Here is an 18,308-nt window from a genome sequence, read left to right on the forward strand (position 1 = left end):
TCCCTTGAGTCTGTTTCATTCCCACGATCATCACGATCACTCTGGCCATGGGCATCACCACGGTCACCACCATCATGGCGAAGATTCCGGTCCGGTCGGCTTTCCGTGGCGTCGGGCAGGGCTGGCGGCGGTGCTGATCGCCTTCGCGGTGGCCGCGGCGAGCCTGGTGCAGGTGCGCTCTGGCGAGGCGACGGTCGTCACTCGGTTTGGCAACCCGTCTCGCGTGCTGCTCGATCCGGGCCTGAGCTGGCGCTGGCCTGCGCCGTTCGAAGCGGCCATTCCTGTGGACTTGCGTTTGCGCACCACTTCCAGCGGCTTGCAGGACGTCGGCACCCGTGATGGGCTGCGCATCATCGTGCAGGCCTATGTCGCCTGGCAGGTGCAGGGCGACCCGGACAACGTGAAGCGCTTCATGCGCGCCGTGCAGAACCAGCCGGACGAAGCAGCGCGGCAGATCCGTACCTTCGTCGGCTCGGCACTGGAGACCACTGCGGCGAGTTTCGATCTTTCGAACCTGATTAACACCGACGCCAATCAAGTGCGCATCGGTGACTTCGAAAACCAGTTGCGCCAGCAGATCGACAAGCAATTGCTGGCCACCTATGGCGTGCGCGTCCTGCAAGTCGGTGTCGAGCGTCTGACATTGCCTTCGGTCACGCTCAACGCCACGGTCGACCGCATGCGCGCCGAGCGGGAAACCATCGCCACCGAGCGCACCGCCATCGGCAAGCGTGAAGCCGCGCAGATCCGTTCAGCCGCCGAGCGTGATGCGCGCATTGTCGAAGCCGAGGCGACGGTGAAAGCCGCCGACATCGAAGCGCAGTCTCGCGTGGAGGCGGCGCTGATCTATGGCCGCGCTTACGCCAGCTCGCCGCAGCTCTATAACCTGCTGCGCTCACTGGACACACTGGGCACCATCGTCGGCCCGACCACCAAGCTGATTCTGCGCACCGACGCCGCACCGTTCCGCGTGCTGGTCGACGGTCCGCCTGCCCTGGATGGCAAGCAGGACGGCAAAGCCGGGACGCAGCCATGAGTGAGCTGGACTCGACGCACATCGAGCGCCCGGTGGTGAACAGCCCGTGGCTGCAAGCCAGCCGTCTGGCGTTCCTCGGTTTGTACGTGGTGACATTGCTCGCGGCCCTCGGCTGGGCAGTGTCTAACGTGCGCCAGATCGACCCGCAAAACCGCGCCGTGGTGTTCCGTTTTGGTGAACTGGACCGCGTGCAGAACGCAGGCCTGCTGCTGGCCTGGCCGCAGCCCTTCGAACAAGTGGTGCTGTTGCCGTCAGCAGACCGCGTGATCGAGCGCCATGTGGAAACGTTGTTGCGCTCCCCCACAGCGCTTGCCGCTGACAAGGTCACCAGCTTCGCCACGCCGATGAGCGACGCATTGGCAGGTTCGGGTTTTCTGCTGACTGGTGATGCCGGTGTCGTACAGCTGGATGTGACGGCGTACTACAAGGTCACCGACCCCCGCGAGTTCGTGTTGCAGGGTGAGCACGTGCTGCCAGCCTTGGATCGTCTGGTGAATCGCAGCGCGGTCAGCCTCACGGCCGCGCGGGATCTGGACACGATTCTGGTGGCGCGCCCTGAACTGGTCGGCTCCGACAGCCAGGCCGCCGAGCGTCGCGAACGGCTGCGGGGTGATTTGGTGCAAGGCATCAACAAGCGTCTTGAAGAGCTGACGGCTACGGGCGTTGGACTGGGCGTGGAAGTGGTGCGTGTGGACGTGCAATCCAGCCTGCCCCCCGCTGCTGTGAACGCCTTCAACGCTGTTCTGACTGCCAGCCAGCAAGCCGATCAGGCCGTGGCCAACGCACGCACCGATGCCGAGAAACAGAACCAGACTGCCAACCAGCAGGCTGACCGTCTGTTGCAGGTCGCCCACGCCCAAGCCTCCGAGCGACTGGCCAAGGCACAGACCGACACTGCTGCCGTCACGGGGCTGGCACAGTCGATCCAGAACAAGAGCGACCCTGGCCTGTTGCTGCGCCTGTATCGCGAGCGCGTGCCCGGCATTCTCAAGCAGGCCGGTTCTGTGACGACGGTCGATCCCCATGACGATTCACGCCTGATCATTCAGGGAGCCGACAAATGAGTGGCGACGCCGCACACACCCATTCCCACGATCATCATGATCACCACCACGCGGAACCCGCCGCGCCCGGCAGTATGCTGACCCGCAACGAGCAGCGCAGCGCCGCGCGGCAACTCACGCTGGCGATGCTTGCGCTGGGACTGCTGGCGCTGGGGCTGGTCTGGCGATTCTTCGCACCCGAGCAAGTCGGCGTCAGCCAGCTGCTGTTGGGGGCTTCCTCGCTGCTGGTGGCAATTCCCGTGGTCGGTGCCGGTTGGCACAGCTTGCGCTACCCGAGCCTGCACGGCATCACCGATCAACTGATCGCGTTGGCGATGCTTGGCGCCTGGGCGACGGGCGACCTGATGACCGCTGCGTTGCTGCCGATCATCATGATCTTCGGCCACGTGCTGGAAGAGCGCAGCGTCATTGGTTCACAGGAAGCCATTCAGGCCCTCGGCAAGCTGACCCGCAGCCATGCGCGCCTGATCGCTCCTGATGGCTCGATTCGCGAAGTGGATAACGGCTCGCTGGTGGCCGGTGATCGCGTCGAAGTGCGCGCCGGAGATCGAGTGCCCGCCGATGGCTTGGTGATGTCTGGTCAGGCCAGCCTCGACACTGCACCCATTACGGGAGAATCTGTACCCCTCGAAGCCCGCGCGGGCATGGAAGTGTTCGGCGGTGCGATCAACCTCGACGGTCTGCTGCGCATCGAAGTGACGCGCATCGGCAACGAATCGACGTTGGGCAAAGTCATCGCACTCATGCAGAGCGCCGAGCGTTCGAAGCCGCCGATCACGCGGCTGCTGGAGCGTTACGCAGGCAGCTACATGGTGCTGGTGCTGCTGATCGCCGCCGTAACCTGGTTTGTCACCAACAATGCCCAGGCGATGCTCGCAGTGCTGGTCGCTGCGTGCCCTTGCGCGCTGGTGCTGTCGGCGCCTGCTACGGCCATCGCGGGAATCGCTGTAGCCGCCCGCCATGGCATTCTGATTCGCAGTTCAGCGTTCCTTGAAGAACTCGCCGACCTGACCTCGCTGGTGGTCGACAAGACCGGCACCCTGACCTACGGCAGCCTGCGCCTGCAATCGATAAAAGCCGAGGAGGGCGCGGGCGATGAGGTGGTTGCGCTGGCCGCAAGCCTGGGGTCTGCGAGTAGCCACCCGGTCAGTCGCGCGCTGGCGGGGTTGGTGGAGAAAGATCATCTGCTGGCGCTGGAAGACATTCGCGAGCGGCAGGGCTTGGGTGTTGTTGCGAAGACCGTTCGAGGCGAAGCAGCGTTGGGGCGTCCTGAACTGTTCGCGCAATTGGGTATAGCCACTTCACCCGTTCCCAACCATGACGGCCCGATTGCCGGGCTGGCCGTGAATGGGGTGTTTCTCGCGTGGCTGCTGCTGGCGGACAGCCTCAAGCCCGAGGCGCGTCAGGCCCTGGGTGAGTTGCGCGATTTGGGCATGGGGCGCCAGTTGCTGCTGACCGGCGACCGACAGAGCGTGGCCGATAGCCTGGGCGCCGAGGTCGGTATCAGCGACATTCAGGCGCAGGCGTTGCCTGAAGACAAGCTCAATCGGGTCATGGGCGAGATCAAAAGCGGCTTCCGGCCGATGGTGGTTGGCGACGGTATCAACGACTCCCTCGCGTTGAAAGCCGGCGTGGTGGGCGTTGCGATGGGCGCAGGCGGTGCTGACATCGCGTTGGCGTCGGCGGACATCGTGCTGATCGGCAGCGACCTGCGCCGCCTGGGCACCTGTGTGCGGTTGAGTCGTCAGTGCCGCTCGACGTTGCAGGTCAACGTGATCATCGGTCTGGGTTGGACGCTGGCGATTGTGGCGCTGGCGGCGTTCGGTGTGCTCGGTGCAGCAGGCGCGATGATTGCGGCGGTTTTGCACAACCTCAGCACACTGCTGGTGCTGGGCAACGCGGGGCGTCTGTTGCGCTTCCACGAACCTATCGCGAAATTTCACAATCCCGCTTAAGCCTTTTAATTCGGCGCTTTCAAGGAAAGCGCCGAAACAGACGCTCCCCCTAAGTATAAAAATTCGCTTGAGCTTTGAAGAACTCTGTAACAAATTACCAGTCAGTCATGAAGTGGGTGCTCCAACGCAGCAGGCTTCAAATTGGCTCGATCCTGGGGCAAGGAAGTACCCGGCATTAGGTTCGTCGCAGTTTTTCAAAAAAAGCCGATAGCCTCACGGTTCTCGTCTCGGACCGGTTTTGGACTACCCTTTTCCGTATTTGTGGATCAGGGGGTTATCTCAATGCTTGCGCAATTACCACCAGCGTTACAGAAGCTTCATCTACCACTGCGACTCAAGCTCTGGGATGGCAATGAGGTTGAACTGGGGGCTGACCCCAGCGTCACGATTGTCGTCAAGGACCCCTCGCTGGTGTCTGACTTCACCCACCCTAGCCTTGATCTGCTGGGCAGTGCGTTCGTTGAAGGGCGCCTGGAGCTGGAAGGCTCGATTAGCGAAGTCATGCGCGTTTGTGATGAATTGACCGCAGCGCTCGGGGACCCGGACGACGGTGTCGCGCCGGTCCGTACGCAGCACGACAAGGCCACCGATGCCAAGTCGATTTCCTACCATTACGACCTGTCCAACGACTTCTACCGGCTGTGGCTGGACAAGGACATGGTCTATTCCTGCGCTTACTTCAAGACCGGCGAAGAAACGCTGGATCAGGCCCAGCAGGACAAATTCCACCACCTTTGCCGCAAGCTGCGTCTCAAGCCTGGCGAGTATTTGCTGGATGTCGGTTGCGGCTGGGGCGGTTTGTCCCGTTTTGCCGTTCGTGAGTATGGCGTGAAGGTGTTCGGCATCACCCTCAGTCGCGAGCAACTGACACTGGCGCAGGAGCGGGTGAAGGCCGAAGGGCTTCAGGACCGTGTCGAACTGCAACTGCTCGACTATCGCGATCTGCCGCAGGATGGCCGCTTCGACAAGGTAGTGAGCGTCGGCATGTTCGAGCACGTCGGCCATGCCAACCTAGCGCTCTACGCCAAGTGTCTGTTCGGCGCGGTGAAGGAGGGCGGTCTGGTGATGAACCACGGCATCACCGCCAAGCACACTGACGGTCGCCCAGTCGGGCGCGGTGCAGGTGACTTCATTGATCGCTACGTGTTTCCCAATGGTGAGCTGCCGCACTTGGCGATGATCACCGGGTTTATCAGCGAAGCGGGTCTTGAAGTCGTGGACGTTGAAAGCCTGCGCCTGCATTACGCCAAGACGCTGGATCACTGGAGCATGCGGCTGGAGGCCAAGCTGGATGTTGCGGCGGCGATGGTGCCGGAGCAGGCGCTGCGGATCTTCCGTTTGTACCTGGCCGGGTGCGCGTATGCGTTCTCGAAGGGCTGGATCAACCTGCATCAGATCCTGGCGGTGAAGCCCCATGCCGATGGCGGCCATGACCTGCCATGGACGCGGGATGATCTGTATCGCTGATCTTGGCCTATGTAGCAGTCCAGCTTGACGGCGAAAGCGTCAGGGCAGACACAAGAATGTTGACTGACACGCCGCCTTCGCCAGCAAGCTGGCTCCCACAGTTTCGGTGCAGACAACGAGATTTGGATTCGCGGCGATTATTGTGGGAGCCGCCTTGGTGGCGAAGGCGTCAGGTCAAACAACATAGAAATTCCTATAGGACAACGGTGTTGCGGTTTCAGAGAATCGGTGAAATCAGCCGCGCCACGCGCATCCCCAACTGCTGCAAGTGATGCGTCTCCTTGCTCTCCTCTATGGAAATCTCATGGGCATTGCTGAAGTCATCGCTCAGCATCGCCTCGACCTCCCGCGCAAAATCCTCATCCACGGTCAGCAACATCAGCTCGAAATTCAGCCGGAATGAGCGGTTATCCAGATTGGCGCTGCCAATGGCTGAAATCTCGTTGTCCACCAGCACCACCTTTTGGTGCAGGAAACCCGGTTTGTAGCGGAACATTCGCACCCCAGCGCGCACTGCTTCGAAGGCGAACAGGCTGGATGCCGCATAAACGGTGTAGTGATCGGGTCGCGAGGGCAGCAACAGACGCACATCCACGCCACGCAGCACCGCTAAACGTAGTGCTGCTGACACCGCTTCATCGGGGATGAAATAAGGCGTGGTGATCCAGACCCGTTCGGTCGCCGCATGAATCGCCTCGACGAAGAACAGCGAGCACGTTTCCTGCCGGTCGGCGGGTCCGGTGGCAAGGAACTGACACAATACCCCGTTCTCTGGGTAGCGCTCGGGCAGAATTAGCGGCGGCAGTTCGCGGGTCGCCCAGAACCAGTCTTCGGCAAACGACTCCTGCAAGCACGCCACCACCGGCCCGACAATCGATACATGGGTGTCGCGCCACGGCGCAAGCGGAGGCTTGAGTCCCAGGTATTCATCGCCGACGTTATGGCCACCAACAAAACCCTTCACGCCATCCACCACCACAATTTTGCGGTGGTTGCGAAAGTTGATCTGGAAGCGGTTGAGCCAACCGCCACGGGTAGCGAAGGCCTTAATCTGCACCCCGCCTGCGCGCAGCTTCTCAACATAACTGGCGGGCAGGGCATGGCTGCCGATGCGGTCGTACAGCACAAAGACCTCAACGCCTTCGGCCGCTTTCTCTAGCAATAGGGACTGCAAGCGGCGCCCCAAGTCGTCGTCGTGAATGATGAAAAATTGCACGAACACCACACGCTTCGCCGTGCGGATGGCATCGAAGATGGCAGAGAATGTGGCGTCGCCATTGATCAGCAACTTCACCTGGTTATTCGCCAGGCACGGCATGCGGCCCAGCTTGGGCATGGCACGCAGAGACTCGTAAGCGGCTGAGCGCCGGGCGGCTACAGCCTCCTCGATCCACGGCTTCCAGTTGAAGTCGACGATGGCGTTGCGCATCTCGTCGTTCGCCTGGCGCCGCGCCTTGATGTAGGCGTCAAAGGTGCTGCGACCGAAAACGAGATAGGGGATGAGCGTGATGTAGGGGATGAAAATCAGCGGCATCGCCCATGCAATCGAGCCTTGTGCGGTTCGTACGGTCAGCAACGCATGAATCGCTGCTACGATGCCGATCAGATGAGTGAAGCCAAGCAAATAGCCAAAGAAATACGGGCTGTGGTAATCCATGCGCAACCTTGTGCTCGCGGCGTAGGTGTCTAACAGACCACAGCGCGCGGGGATTGTCGCTATTTTCTTGCGGCTGCAACTGGTCCGGGAATTCGCCGTCTAAGCGTCATCGTCGGGTGGCTGATGTCCGGTCAGCAGCCTGCACTCAACAGCTTCAGTGCAAACAGGAAATCAGGTTCATGAAAAAGCGCGTATTGGCGTTGATGGTTTGTCTGGCCGCGCCCTTCGCTCAAGCGCAGGTGCTGCAGCCCGGTTTGTGGGAACTGACGTCGAGCAACATGCAGGTCGATGGGCAGCAGATGCCGGACATGCAGGTGATGCTCGCGCAACTGCAAATGATGGCGCCGCAGCAGCGGGCTGCGATGGAACAAATGCTGGCAAAACAAGGTATTACGTTGGGCGGACAAGGCGTGCGGGTGTGCCTGACGCCGGAACAGGTGAAGAATGAGCAGATCCCGCTGACTGATCCGAAGACAGGCTGCAACCAGCAGATCACCGATCGCAATGGCCCGACGTGGAAATTCAAATTCAGTTGCCCTCGTGCGCAAGGCACTGGCATTGCGCAGTTCCAGAGCGATCGCCAGTTCACGACTCACGTTGTCGGTTCGTTCAACGCCACTGGCCAGCAGCAGAACGGCAGCATGGACACCAAGGCTGTCTGGCTGGGTCAGAACTGTGGAACCGTCAAGCCTCGTACCTGAATGACCGTTCGTCTGAACGCCCCGCCAGCCGGGGCGTTTTAGTGTTCGCAGCTAAAACGTTGAGGCTGTTCCACGTGGAACATCTTGTTGTTTCACTTGAGTTTTTTGCCGTTACCCATTGTTTTAATGCGAAAACTTCAACGCCAACCTATCAAAAGCTTCATCTTTGACACTGTGCGGGCATGTTATATTGTTGCGAAGAATGTCACCTTTTTTCGGAACGTGTCATGCACCGACGTCAAATGCTGCTCAATATGCTTTTGGCCAGCGCCGCCTTCGCGCTTCCTTTCTCTGTCAACGCCACGCAGATTCGCAACGCTCGCCTTTGGCGCTCCGACAGCAAGCTGCGGCTGGTCTTCGATCTCAGCGGCCCGGTGCAGTACAAGACGTTCACGCTGAGTGCGCCTGAGCGCATCATCATCGACATCAGCGGCGCACGTCTGGAAGGCAACTTCAGCCAGCTCGCACTGGAGAACACGCCGATCAAAGGAATTCGCTCGGGGCATTTCGGGCAGGGCGACACGCGTATCGTGCTCGACCTCGCGTCCCCCGTTCAGCTCAACAGCTTCTTGCTAGGACCTGAAGGTGCGCAAGGCAATCGACTGGTGCTGGATCTGGGGCATGACGTTGCTGCCCACGCGCCGGTGCAACTGGCTGCCGCGCCTGCGGCGGCTGCTAAACAACCTGCGCCCGTGACTGACAAGGCTCATCCCAAGCGCGACATCATGGTGGTGGTCGATGCAGGTCATGGCGGTAAAGACCCGGGCGCCATCGGCTCCAAAGGCGAGCGCGAGAAAGATGTGGTGCTGTCCATCGCACAGTTGCTCGCCAAGCGCCTGAAGCGTGAGAAAGGCTTCGATGTGCGATTGGTGCGCAACGACGACTTCTTCGTGCCACTGCGCAAGCGCGTCGACATCGCCCGCAAATACAACGCCGACATGTTCATCTCCGTCCATGCCGATGCGGCGCCACGGCTGACGGCCTCCGGCGCGTCGGTCTTTGCGTTGTCGGAAACCGGCGCGACCTCGGCAACCGCCCGCTTCATGGCACAGCGCGAGAACGATGCGGACCTGATCGGCGCCAACAGTCTGCTCAACCTCAAAGACAAAGACCCGATGCTGGCGGGCGTGATTCTGGATATGTCGATGAACGCCACCATCGCTGCCAGTCTGCAACTGGGCCACTCGGTGCTGGGCAGTCTGGAAGGCGTGACCACGTTGCACCAGAAGCGCGTGGAACAGGCAGGTTTTGCGGTGTTGAAGTCGCCGGACGTGCCCTCGATTCTGGTCGAGACCGGCTTCATCTCCAACAGCCGCGACAGCCAGCGCTTGGTGACGGCGCGTCATCAGCAAGCGGTGGCCGATGGCTTGTTTGACGGCATGAAGAGGTACTTTGAGCGCAATCCGCCGGTAGGGTCGTTCGTGGCTTGGCGTCAGGAGCAGAAGGCGGCGGAGCAGGCGCTCGTTTGATTCAATGAGTCCTGCGCGCTTTTTGTGGGAGCCGGCCGGGCGGCGCTCCGCTTGCTGGCGAATGCAATCTGTCTGACCACAGCAGGTGTATGACACACCGCGTTCGCCAGCAAGCCGGCTCCCACACATTAATCCGTGCCCTACTAGCGGCAACCCATCACCCGATCACAGGTGATCTTGCTCCGGCTGCCGCTGGAGCTGGACACCCGGCTGATGGTCGTCCAGCCCACTTTCTGGATTGTCCCCACCCACGCCTCGCCATCCGAGGCCAGCCCCGTAAAGAACGTCAGCGACCCATAGCGGCTGTTGGTCTGTGCCCAACTGCGTTTGTCCGCGCTTTCGTAACCGCGCAAATACATCGTCGTGCCTGCCATCGCCACGCTGTATTGGTTGTTGTAAGCGTCGATGCACGCCAGTAACGTCGCGCTGCGCGTGCACAGCGCCTGATCCAGTTTTGGTGACGGCGGTGCTGCAAACGCCTGCGCGCTCAACAGCAAAACAAACCCGGCAAAAACGTTGAAAACCCTGACCATCGAGCGGACCTTGTAAAAAGTGTTAGCAGGTTTGTATTGTTATACTATAACGTAAAACCCACCTGAACCTGCTACCTGATGAGACTCCCATGAACCGTCTTCCCGTTACCGTCCTGTCCGGCTTTCTCGGTGCCGGTAAAAGTACCCTGCTCAACCATGTGCTGCGCAACCGCGAAAACCTGCGTGTCGCGGTTATCGTCAACGACATGAGCGAAATCAACATTGATGGCAGTGAGGTCCAGCGCGACGTCAGCCTCAATCGCGCCGAAGAAAAACTCGTGGAAATGAGCAACGGTTGCATCTGCTGTACCCTGCGCGAAGACTTGCTGGAAGAAGTCAGCCGCCTGGCCAACGATGGCCGCTTCGATTACCTGCTCATTGAGTCCACGGGCATTTCCGAACCGCTTCCCGTGGCCGAGACGTTTACCTTTCGCGACGAGAACGGACAGAGTCTCGCCGATATCGCGCGGCTGGACACCATGGTTACCGTGGTCGACGGGCTTAATTTTCTGCGGGACTACCAGGCTGCCGAAAGTCTGGCGACCCGTGGCGAAACGCTGGGCGAGGAAGATGAGCGTTCGATCACCGATTTGCTGATCGAACAGGTCGAATTCGCGGATGTGATCCTCATCAGCAAGATCGACCTGATCAGCGCAAGCGACCGCCAGGAATTGATGGCCATTCTTCAACGCCTCAACAGCCAGGCCGAAATCCTGCCGATGGTGATGGGCGCAGTGCCCTTGGGCAAGATTCTCGATACCGGACGTTTTGATTTCGAACGCGCCGCCCAGGCGCCGGGCTGGCTCAAGGAACTGCGCGGCGAACATATGCCGGAAACCGAGGAGTACGGCATCGCATCAACGGCCTATCGCGCCCGTCGTCCGTTTCACCCGCAGCGCTTTTTCGACTTCATCAACGGTGAGTGGACCAACGGCAAACTACTGCGCTCCAAAGGCTTCTTCTGGCTGGCGAACAAGCACCAAGAGGCAGGGAGCTGGTCCCAGGCGGGTGGTCTGATGCGCTACGGCTTTGCCGGGCGCTGGTGGCGTTTCGTGCCCAAAGAGCACTGGCCGCAGGACGAGGAAAGCACCGAAATCATCATGCGTAACTGGATGGCGCAGAGTGGCGATTGCCGTCAGGAGTTGGTGTTTATTGGGCAGAATATCGATTTTGATCAACTGAATGCCGACCTTGATGCTTGTCTGCTGACGGACATCGAAATGGCGGCGGGCGTTGAAGGCTGGACGCAGTTGGCCGATCCGTTTGGGGATTGGCACGGCGAGGCGGCGTAACTCGATGGAATTCCTGTAGGAGAACAACTGTGGGAGCGAATTCATTCGCGAGAGGCCGGTACATTCGATAGAGATGTGTCGACTGTACCTACGCATCGCGAATGGGTTCGCTCCCACAGGGATATCGTGCGCTTGTCAGATCCGGGAATGGATCTGGACGGTTATTGCGCCTTCCACACACCCTTACTCTGCTGCTCACAGAACGGCTTCAAAAACGCCGCATCGCTGGCCACGCCGTAATAGTGAATGTTCTGCCGATAGGGCATATTGGCGACTTGCGCGTTGCTGCACTGGCCAAATGACCCAGATGGGCACTGGTCCGCGTAGGTCACTTCGACCTTCTGATCCTTGAGCTGTGGTTTGCAAAAGCCGTCGTGGAACAGATCCGGCGGGATGGTGAGATTTTCCTGACAGACCTTCACGTCAAGCCGTTCGCCCTGACTGTGGACAACACAGGATTCAGCCCACGCCTGATTCGACGTGATGGCCAGCAGCACCAACGCCAGCCGCGCGGGCAGCCAGATTGCTCGCATTGATTACCTCCGTCTGCGCTCGTTTTCGGGAGCGACGTTCAAGAATGGCCGGACATGCTGCAGAACATTCCCACCCATGTCATTGCTGGCCCTTTGGGCGCGGGCAAGACCAGTCTGATCAAACACCTGCTGTCGCAGAAACCGGCGCATGAACGCTGGGCGATTCTGATCAACGAATTTGGCCAGATCGGGCTGGATGCTGCGCTGCTCGCCACGGCCGAGGATGGTATCGCACTTGGCGAGGTGGCTGGCGGCTGTCTGTGCTGCGTCAATGGCGCGCCATTTCAGATCGGGCTGGGCCGTCTGCTACGCAAGGCGAGACCGAATCGCGTGTTCATCGAGCCTTCCGGTTTGGGCCATCCGGTGCAATTGATGGCGCAATTGAGAGAGCCACCCTGGGTGGGGGTACTCGCCGTTCAACCCAGCGTGGTCGTGCTCGATGCCCAGTCGCTTGCCGCCGGAAAGCCGCTTTCACAGACTCAACACGAGGCTGTGCAGAGCGCCGGTTTGTTGGTGCTCAACAAATCGGCCGGGCTCGACGACGCGCGACGACAGTTCATCGGCGAGTCTTTACCTGATCGGGCGTTATTCTGGACGGAGCTGAGCGCGGTACCGCTGGAGCGTTTGCCGGGCGTCGAGGTGCAGGGCATCGAGGGTGTGGATAACTTCGTCGCGCCCAAGACCCTCGCGCAATGGCCTGCTGTCTGGGCCGATCCCATGACCCCGATTTGCCTGAGCCAAGGGCAGGCGGAGGGTTGGAGCATTGGCTGGCGCTGGCATCCTGACCGGGTGTTCGACGGCGCGAAAGTGCAGAGTTGGCTGCGAAGCCTTGACTGGCGGCGTGCCAAGCTGGTTATCCACAGCGCAGACGGGTGGATATCCGCGAACGCACTGGAGGGGAGTGCTCTGAACTGGGCGCCGAGCGAGTGGCGCAAGGATTCGCGGATTGAATTGATCTTTGCAGAGCCTCAGGACGAGGTCAGGTTGAATGCACAGTTGGCAGAGTGCGCAGCCTAGCGGCTGTTATCCACAGTGAATCACTGCTTCCATTTGTTGTGTTCCTGCCGCCATTCGCTGAGCTGAATGATTTCGGCAGTCGGTTTGGGGTCTTTGATTTCGAACGGGTAGGGCGCCAGCTCGATCTGCGCGGTGTGGGCGCCGAACATGGTGATCGTGCCGGGATGGCGTTGCTCGCCCGTCACGGTGAATTCGAAGTTATACACACGCGCCAGACGCTTGCGACCCTCGTTGTCGCGTTTGAACGTGATGCGACGCAGCGCAACATTGCCGTCGAGCAATTCGATATCGAGCTTGGCGCAGTGCTGCTTGACGCGCTCCAACGCCCGTTCGCGCAAACCATGGGAATGCCACAGCCATGCGCCAGCGGTTGCCAGCAACATCAGGACGAAAATATTGCCCAGGGTCAGCATGAAAAGAGAGCTCCAACAGAAGACGTTCAGCTTAACTGCGTCAGGTCACCGACAGCCATAGCCCGATGGTTTAATTTCGCTTCACTTCGTCCGGCATCGCCACTACTGTGCTTTCCCGGCTTCAGGAACCTGTCATGAAACGTTCGCCTCATCTACTCGCAATCCAGTCCCACGTGGTCTTCGGGCACGCTGGCAACAGCGCGGCCGTGTTCCCTATGCAGCGTATCGGCATCAATGTCTGGCCGCTGAATACCGTTCAGTTCTCCAACCACACTCAGTATGGACACTGGACAGGCGAAGTGCTGGCGCCGCAGCAAATTCCTGCGCTGGTCGAAGGGATCGCCGGCATTGGCGAGTTGGGCAACTGCGATGCGGTGCTTTCAGGCTATCTGGGCAGTGCGGCGCAGGGGCGGGCGATTCTGGCGGCGGTGGCGCAAATCAAACGGGCCAATCCGCGCGCGCTGTACCTGTGCGACCCAGTGATGGGGCATCCCGAAAAAGGCTGCATCGTGCCGCAGGAGGTCAGTGATTTTCTCTTGGAGGAGGCCGCCGCGGTGGCTGACTTCCTTTGCCCGAATCAACTGGAGTTGGACAGCTTTTCGGAGCGCAAACCGAGCGGATTGATGGATTGTGTGGCGATGGCTCGCGCGCTGTTGGCCAAAGGTCCAAAAGCGGTGGTGGTCAAGCACTTGGCCTACCCCGGCAAGTCGGACGACAGTTTTGAGATGTTGCTGGTGACTGAGCACGAGAGCTGGCACTTGCGCCGCCCGTTGCTGGCGTTTCCGCGCCAGCCGGTGGGGGTAGGTGACCTGACATCAGGGCTGTTCCTGTCGAAAGTCCTGCTGGGCGATGATCTGCGCAGCGCGTTCGAATTCACCGCATCGGCGGTGCATGAGGTGCTGCTGGAAACCCAGGCTTGCGGCAGTTACGAGCTGGAACTGGTCCGGGCGCAAGACCGGATTGCGCACCCGCGGGTCAAGTTTGAGGCAACCCGGCTGGATGTCTGACAGACACATGATCGTTCCCACGCTCTGCGTGGGAATGCCGTTCTGAACGCTCTGCGTCCATCGCCGGGGTGACGCAGAGCGTCACGGGATGCGTACCCACGCAGAGCATGGGCACGATCAAACGCCATCGCGGATTCATCCGCGATGAGGGCTTTCAAACGCCAACGATTTCGATCAAACCCCGTCTTCGCGAATCTCGCGATACCGCTTTTCCAGCTCCTGACGAATCTGCCGACGCTGCTGCGCCTGTACGTAACGCCGTTTGCCTTCACTGGTCTCCGGCGTCAGCGGCGGGACGCCGGCTGGCTTGCGCTGGTCATCAACGGCCACCATGGTGAAGAAGCAACTGTTGGTGTGACGCACGGAGCGTTCACGGATGTTTTCCGTCACCACCTTGATTCCGACTTCCATGGACGTGTTGCCGGTGTAGTTCACTGAGGCGAGGAAGGTCACCAGTTCGCCAACGTGAATCGGTTCGCGGAAAATTACCTGATCCACCGACAGCGTCACGACGTAACGGCCCGCGTATCGGCTCGCGCACGCGTAGGCGACTTCGTCGAGGTATTTCAGAAGGGTGCCGCCGTGCACGTTGCCAGAAAAGTTGGCCATGTCCGGGGTCATCAAAACAGTCATCGACAGCTGGGCGTTTCCGGGTTCCATAGCGTGCTCACGGTCAGGTTGAGTCAATTGGCACCTCGGGTGGGTGCTCGAATGTCATGCGGCCATTAGAACCGACATTATCGGGACGCTGGCAGTGCGCTTGCCGTCACGCCCGGTGTCGATCTGTTTCCATATATTGCACCGCCTTTATCCGCTTTTGTGCGGTGTTAACCTGCGAAAACCCTTGGATGGGGTAATTCCTGCGTTCTACCCGGAAAATTCCGGCCCTGCTAACGAGTTTTCGTACGGCAGTCGTTGGTATTTCCGTCGAGAACGCGCATCTTCTCGCAGTCACAAGGAGCCACGTCATGCATGCCATCAGCTTTATTCAGGATCTGGCAGTCATCATGCTGGTGGCGGGGGTGGTGACGGTCCTGTTTCACCGTCTCAAGCAGCCCGTGGTGCTCGGTTACATTGCAGCCGGTTTCATCATCGGCCCCCACACCCCGCCGTTCGGCCTGATTCATGACGAAGAAACCATCAAGACCCTCGCCGAATTGGGGGTGATCTTCCTTATGTTCTGTCTGGGGCTGGAGTTCAGCCTGCGCAAATTGTTCAAGGTGGGCGCCACTGCATTCATTGCCGCCTTTCTCGAAATCATGCTGATGATCTGGATCGGCTACGAGATAGGCCAGTTCTTCGGCTGGAGCACTATGGATTCGCTGTTCCTGGGCGCGATTCTGGCAATTTCCTCCACCACGATCATCGTCAAGGCGCTCAACGACCTGAAGATGAAGAATCAGCGCTTCGCTCAACTGATCTTTGGCGTGCTCATCGTCGAGGACATTCTCGGCATTGGCATCATCGCGCTGCTGTCGGGGATCGCCGTAAGCGGTACGGTCAGTTCCGGCGAGGTGTTCTCCACGGTTGGCAAGCTGTCTCTGTTCATGATCGTCGCACTGGTGATCGGCATTTTGCTGGTGCCGCGTTTGCTGGCTTACGTCGCGAAATTCCAGAGCAATGAAATGTTGCTGATTACCGTACTGGGACTTTGCTTTGGTTTCTGTCTGCTGGTCGTAAAGCTGGAATACAGCATGGTGCTGGGCGCATTCCTGATAGGCGCGATCATGGCGGAGTCCAAGCAATTGGCGAAGATCGAGCACTTGATCGAACCCATTCGCGACATGTTCAGCGCCATTTTCTTCGTCGCCATCGGTTTGCTGATCGATCCACAGATTCTGCTCGACTACGCCTGGCCGATTGCGGTGATCACCGTTGCGGTGGTGCTGGGCAAGATGCTGTCCTGCGGCCTTGGCGCCTTTATCGCAGGCAACGATGGCAAGACTTCATTGCGCGTCGGCATGGGGCTGTCACAGATTGGCGAGTTTTCTTTCATCATCGCCGCGCTGGGGATGACGTTACAGGTCACCAGCGACTTCCTCTATCCCGTAGCTGTGGCGGTTTCGGCCATCACCACGCTGCTCACGCCGTATCTGATTCGCGCCGCCGATCCATTGTCCCACTCTCTTGCCGGGATCGTTCCTACGCGCATGGCACGTGTTTTCGGGTTGTATGGGGAATGGCTGCGCAGTATTCAGCCACAAGGGCAGAGTGCATTGCTTGCCTCCATGATTCGCAAGATCCTGCTGCAAGTGGGGGTGAATCTGGCGCTGGTGGTGGCGATTTTCTTCTGCGGCGCGTACTTCGCTGAGCGTATTGGCGATTACTTCAGCGAATGGGTCGCCGAGGTGGGCCAGCAAAAGGCCTGGATCTGGGGGGCGTCGTTGCTGTTGTCGCTGCCATTCCTGATCGCGGCGTACCGCAAGCTCAAGGCGCTGTCGATGTTGCTGGCCGAGATGAGCGTGAAGCCGGAAATGGCGGGGCGTCATACCGAGCGCGTGCGCAGGGTGATCGCCGAAGTGATCCCGTTGCTGTCGCTGATGGTGATTTTCCTGCTGATCGCTTTGTTGTCGGCGAGCATGCTGCCGACCAGCGAGTGGTTGCTGTTGATCGTTCTGGTGGCGGGGGTGGTGGCTGCGGTGCTGTGGCGCTGGTTCATCCGCGTGCACACGCGCATGCAGATCGCGCTGTTGGAGACGCTGGGGAACCATCAGGAGCCTTCCGAGCATTGAGGTGCTGAAGGCTCCTGAGGGGAGGGAACGTCTCAGCTTTCCAGCCAGACATCCCGTGCCCAGTGCCAGACCGATTCCCAGCTTTCTTCGGTGACGAGTTCTTCTTCGCCGGACCACAGCACTACGGTGCCGTCTTCCTCGACGCAGTAGTAGTCGTCGCCGTCCTGGCAGATCGGAATCAGGTCGCGCGGGACACCGGCGTCCCACGCGTTGGCCGCCACTTCTGGCAGGTAGGTGTGCGAACCCGGATCGGTGACCGTCACCGGCTCAAGGCTGCCGTAGACCACGTCGCTGACGTGCAGCAGGAATTCCTTGAAGACAAAAGGAATGTTGATGAACAGCTCTTCTTCGATTTCGACAAGCTGATCTTCGTCCGGCAGCTCAAGCGGGACGGGGACCGGCTCATTGGCTTCACGGAGTTGTTCGATGACTTCTTCCACGACGTGGACCCTCTAACGATTGGCGCGGTTTATACAGTAGCTCAAAGACATCACCAAATTAACCGCGGCCCCTAAAAAACAAAACCCCGATCGCAGTCGGGGTTTTGGATTAGCGAAGTGGCAAAGAGTTTCAGCCGTTCTGGCGGATACCTGCCACCAGCCAAGGCTGGTTTTCGCCTGGGGCGCGTTCCATGTTCCAGCTTTCGCTGAACACTTCGCCTTGGTCGAAGCGCGAGGTCTTCGCCACACCGCTGAAGGTCAGGGTCGCGATGGTCTTGTCGGCGCGGTCGTCGACACCTTCCAGTCGCACGGTGAGGTTGTCGATGTAGGTCGACTGGAAGCCATCACCCAGATCCGCACGTTCTTTTTTCAGGAACTGCAACATTTGCGGGGTCACGAACTCAGCGATCTTGTCCATCTCGTTCGCGTCCCAGTGCTGCTGCAGCGACTGGAAGTGTGTACGTGCGGCTTCGATGAAGCGCTCTTCGTTGAACCAGGCCGGTGCGTTGATCACAGGGCGAGCCGACGCGGCAGGCGAACCACCGAACATCGAGTTGGTGTTCTGCGCAGGCTGTTCGAACGTTTCACGCTGGTACGGTGCGCCAGCCGGTGCCATTTGCGGCTGCTGCTTGCGACGACGTGCGGCGATAAAACGGAAGATCACGAAGGCGATGATCGCCATGATCAGGATGTCGAAGAACTGCATGCCCTGGAAACCGCCGCCCATGAACATGGAGGCCAGCAGGCCACCGGCAGCGATGCCGGCCAAGGGACCAAGCCATTTGGAAGCACCGCCTGCGGCTGGCGCAGGACGGCCGGCGGCGTTAGGGGCAGCGGCAGGAGCGGAAGGGGCCGTTTGGCGCGCCTGGTGAGTCGGCGCCGAGCCCATGCTCTTGCCACCACCAAAACGCGCGGCGTTGGCGTCCAGACTCATGGTGAGTCCGATGACCAGCGCCAGAGCGATGCTAAGAAAACGTTGCATAGTGGGAATT

Annotated in this window: 17 protein-coding genes; 10 read left to right on the forward strand and 7 right to left on the reverse strand. The window is 59.9% G+C overall.

Features of this window, described 5'->3' with window-relative positions:
* The first annotated feature begins 4 nt into the window (after nt 1-4).
* The 4 genes from hflC (at nt 5) to cfaB (ending at nt 5,522) form a co-directional block, all read left to right on the forward strand.
* Entirely contained in the window at nt 5-1,036 is a 1,032-nt protein-coding gene (gene hflC, locus ACI5GA_RS16405) for a protease modulator HflC (protein WP_421423422.1), read from the forward strand.
* Nucleotides 1,033-2,100, forward strand: coding sequence for a protease modulator HflK (gene hflK / locus ACI5GA_RS16410; protein WP_421423424.1), 1,068 nt, complete (start codon nt 1,033-1,035; stop codon nt 2,098-2,100). Before hflC ends, hflK begins: the two co-directional genes overlap by 4 nt.
* Nucleotides 2,097-4,055 carry a cation-translocating P-type ATPase gene (locus ACI5GA_RS16415; RefSeq protein WP_404635628.1) on the forward strand — a complete coding sequence of 653 codons (1,959 nt, stop codon included), beginning with the start codon at nt 2,097-2,099 and terminating at the stop codon, nt 4,053-4,055. Before hflK ends, ACI5GA_RS16415 begins: the two co-directional genes overlap by 4 nt.
* 282 nt (nt 4,056-4,337) lie before the next feature.
* A complete protein-coding gene (gene cfaB, locus ACI5GA_RS16420; protein WP_421423427.1) occupies nt 4,338-5,522 on the forward strand; it encodes a C17 cyclopropane fatty acid synthase CfaB in 1,185 nt (394 codons plus the stop codon).
* Between the two features lie 217 nt (nt 5,523-5,739).
* Here cfaB and cls read toward each other — a convergent pair whose 3' ends face one another.
* Nucleotides 5,740-7,179: a cardiolipin synthase gene (cls, locus tag ACI5GA_RS16425; protein ID WP_404635624.1), complete on the reverse strand. Its 1,440-nt coding sequence runs from the start codon at nt 7,177-7,179 to the stop codon at nt 5,740-5,742.
* Between the two features lie 179 nt (nt 7,180-7,358).
* On the opposite strand from cls, the gene ACI5GA_RS16430 reads away from it, so the two are divergent.
* A complete protein-coding gene (locus tag ACI5GA_RS16430; RefSeq protein ID WP_404635622.1) occupies nt 7,359-7,880 on the forward strand; it encodes a DUF3617 domain-containing protein in 522 nt (173 codons plus the stop codon).
* Between the two features lie 227 nt (nt 7,881-8,107).
* A complete protein-coding gene (locus tag ACI5GA_RS16435; RefSeq protein ID WP_404635620.1) occupies nt 8,108-9,349 on the forward strand; it encodes an N-acetylmuramoyl-L-alanine amidase in 1,242 nt (413 codons plus the stop codon).
* 143 nt (nt 9,350-9,492) lie between these two features.
* On the opposite strand, the gene ACI5GA_RS16440 is transcribed toward ACI5GA_RS16435, so the two are convergent.
* Complete coding sequence (locus ACI5GA_RS16440; protein WP_421423430.1) at nt 9,493-9,882, reverse strand: glutamine synthetase; 390 nt, start codon at nt 9,880-9,882, stop codon at nt 9,493-9,495.
* Nucleotides 9,883-9,971: 89 nt separating this feature from the next.
* Between ACI5GA_RS16440 and zigA the strand changes: the two genes are divergently transcribed.
* On the forward strand, nt 9,972-11,174 hold the full coding sequence (zigA, locus tag ACI5GA_RS16445; RefSeq protein ID WP_404635616.1) for a zinc metallochaperone GTPase ZigA: 1,203 nt from the start codon (nt 9,972-9,974) through the stop codon (nt 11,172-11,174).
* Between the two features lie 161 nt (nt 11,175-11,335).
* Here the strand turns inward: zigA and ACI5GA_RS16450 are convergent, their stop codons facing one another.
* On the reverse strand, nt 11,336-11,707 hold the full coding sequence (locus tag ACI5GA_RS16450; RefSeq protein ID WP_404635614.1) for an NADH:ubiquinone oxidoreductase: 372 nt from the start codon (nt 11,705-11,707) through the stop codon (nt 11,336-11,338).
* A 54-nt stretch (nt 11,708-11,761) separates the two neighbouring features.
* Here ACI5GA_RS16450 and ACI5GA_RS16455 point away from each other — a divergent pair, with 54 nt between their 5' ends.
* Nucleotides 11,762-12,724: a CobW family GTP-binding protein gene (locus ACI5GA_RS16455; protein WP_421423433.1), complete on the forward strand. Its 963-nt coding sequence runs from the start codon at nt 11,762-11,764 to the stop codon at nt 12,722-12,724.
* Between the two features lie 20 nt (nt 12,725-12,744).
* Here ACI5GA_RS16455 and ACI5GA_RS16460 read toward each other — a convergent pair whose 3' ends face one another.
* A complete protein-coding gene (locus ACI5GA_RS16460; protein WP_404635610.1) occupies nt 12,745-13,137 on the reverse strand; it encodes a DUF3301 domain-containing protein in 393 nt (130 codons plus the stop codon).
* 134 nt (nt 13,138-13,271) lie between these two features.
* Here ACI5GA_RS16460 and pdxY point away from each other — a divergent pair, with 134 nt between their 5' ends.
* Nucleotides 13,272-14,144: a pyridoxal kinase PdxY gene (gene pdxY, locus ACI5GA_RS16465; RefSeq protein WP_421423435.1), complete on the forward strand. Its 873-nt coding sequence runs from the start codon at nt 13,272-13,274 to the stop codon at nt 14,142-14,144.
* 174 nt (nt 14,145-14,318) lie between these two features.
* Here the strand turns inward: pdxY and ACI5GA_RS16470 are convergent, their stop codons facing one another.
* Nucleotides 14,319-14,804, reverse strand: a complete 486-nt coding sequence (locus ACI5GA_RS16470; RefSeq protein ID WP_404635606.1) for an acyl-CoA thioesterase — start codon at nt 14,802-14,804, stop codon at nt 14,319-14,321.
* Between the two features lie 308 nt (nt 14,805-15,112).
* Between ACI5GA_RS16470 and ACI5GA_RS16475 the strand changes: the two genes are divergently transcribed.
* A complete protein-coding gene (locus ACI5GA_RS16475; protein WP_404635604.1) occupies nt 15,113-16,876 on the forward strand; it encodes a cation:proton antiporter in 1,764 nt (587 codons plus the stop codon).
* Between the two features lie 32 nt (nt 16,877-16,908).
* On the opposite strand, the gene ACI5GA_RS16480 is transcribed toward ACI5GA_RS16475, so the two are convergent.
* Both ACI5GA_RS16480 and ACI5GA_RS16485 read right to left on the reverse strand, forming a co-directional pair.
* Nucleotides 16,909-17,316 (reverse strand): SMI1/KNR4 family protein, encoded by a 408-nt coding sequence (locus tag ACI5GA_RS16480; protein ID WP_404635602.1) that lies wholly within the window; start codon nt 17,314-17,316, stop codon nt 16,909-16,911.
* Nucleotides 17,317-17,446: 130 nt separating this feature from the next.
* Complete coding sequence (locus ACI5GA_RS16485; RefSeq protein ID WP_421423438.1) at nt 17,447-18,298, reverse strand: Tim44 domain-containing protein; 852 nt, start codon at nt 18,296-18,298, stop codon at nt 17,447-17,449.
* Nucleotides 18,299-18,308 lie beyond the last annotated feature (10 nt).

The organism is Pseudomonas sp. Pseu.R1 (genome assembly GCF_045764065.1).
Taxonomy (GTDB): domain Bacteria; phylum Pseudomonadota; class Gammaproteobacteria; order Pseudomonadales; family Pseudomonadaceae; genus Aquipseudomonas.

What these genes read in the sequence shown, in the direction of transcription:
- ACI5GA_RS16475 (WP_404635604.1), top strand. Translation starts at nt 15,113, where the DNA reads ATGCATGCCATCAGCTTTATTCAGGATCTGGCAGTCATCATGCTGGTG.
- ACI5GA_RS16440 (WP_421423430.1), bottom strand. Translation starts at nt 9,882, where the DNA reads ATGGTCAGGGTTTTCAACGTTTTTGCCGGGTTTGTTTTGCTGTTGAGC.
- cls (WP_404635624.1), bottom strand. Translation starts at nt 7,179, where the DNA reads ATGGATTACCACAGCCCGTATTTCTTTGGCTATTTGCTTGGCTTCACT.
- ACI5GA_RS16430 (WP_404635622.1), top strand. Translation starts at nt 7,359, where the DNA reads ATGAAAAAGCGCGTATTGGCGTTGATGGTTTGTCTGGCCGCGCCCTTC.
- ACI5GA_RS16450 (WP_404635614.1), bottom strand. Translation starts at nt 11,707, where the DNA reads ATGCGAGCAATCTGGCTGCCCGCGCGGCTGGCGTTGGTGCTGCTGGCC.
- ACI5GA_RS16435 (WP_404635620.1), top strand. Translation starts at nt 8,108, where the DNA reads ATGCACCGACGTCAAATGCTGCTCAATATGCTTTTGGCCAGCGCCGCC.
- pdxY (WP_421423435.1), top strand. Translation starts at nt 13,272, where the DNA reads ATGAAACGTTCGCCTCATCTACTCGCAATCCAGTCCCACGTGGTCTTC.
- hflK (WP_421423424.1), top strand. Translation starts at nt 1,033, where the DNA reads ATGAGTGAGCTGGACTCGACGCACATCGAGCGCCCGGTGGTGAACAGC.
- ACI5GA_RS16485 (WP_421423438.1), bottom strand. Translation starts at nt 18,298, where the DNA reads ATGCAACGTTTTCTTAGCATCGCTCTGGCGCTGGTCATCGGACTCACC.
- ACI5GA_RS16460 (WP_404635610.1), bottom strand. Translation starts at nt 13,137, where the DNA reads ATGCTGACCCTGGGCAATATTTTCGTCCTGATGTTGCTGGCAACCGCT.
- cfaB (WP_421423427.1), top strand. Translation starts at nt 4,338, where the DNA reads ATGCTTGCGCAATTACCACCAGCGTTACAGAAGCTTCATCTACCACTG.
- ACI5GA_RS16455 (WP_421423433.1), top strand. Translation starts at nt 11,762, where the DNA reads ATGCTGCAGAACATTCCCACCCATGTCATTGCTGGCCCTTTGGGCGCG.
- ACI5GA_RS16415 (WP_404635628.1), top strand. Translation starts at nt 2,097, where the DNA reads ATGAGTGGCGACGCCGCACACACCCATTCCCACGATCATCATGATCAC.
- ACI5GA_RS16470 (WP_404635606.1), bottom strand. Translation starts at nt 14,804, where the DNA reads ATGGAACCCGGAAACGCCCAGCTGTCGATGACTGTTTTGATGACCCCG.
- zigA (WP_404635616.1), top strand. Translation starts at nt 9,972, where the DNA reads ATGAACCGTCTTCCCGTTACCGTCCTGTCCGGCTTTCTCGGTGCCGGT.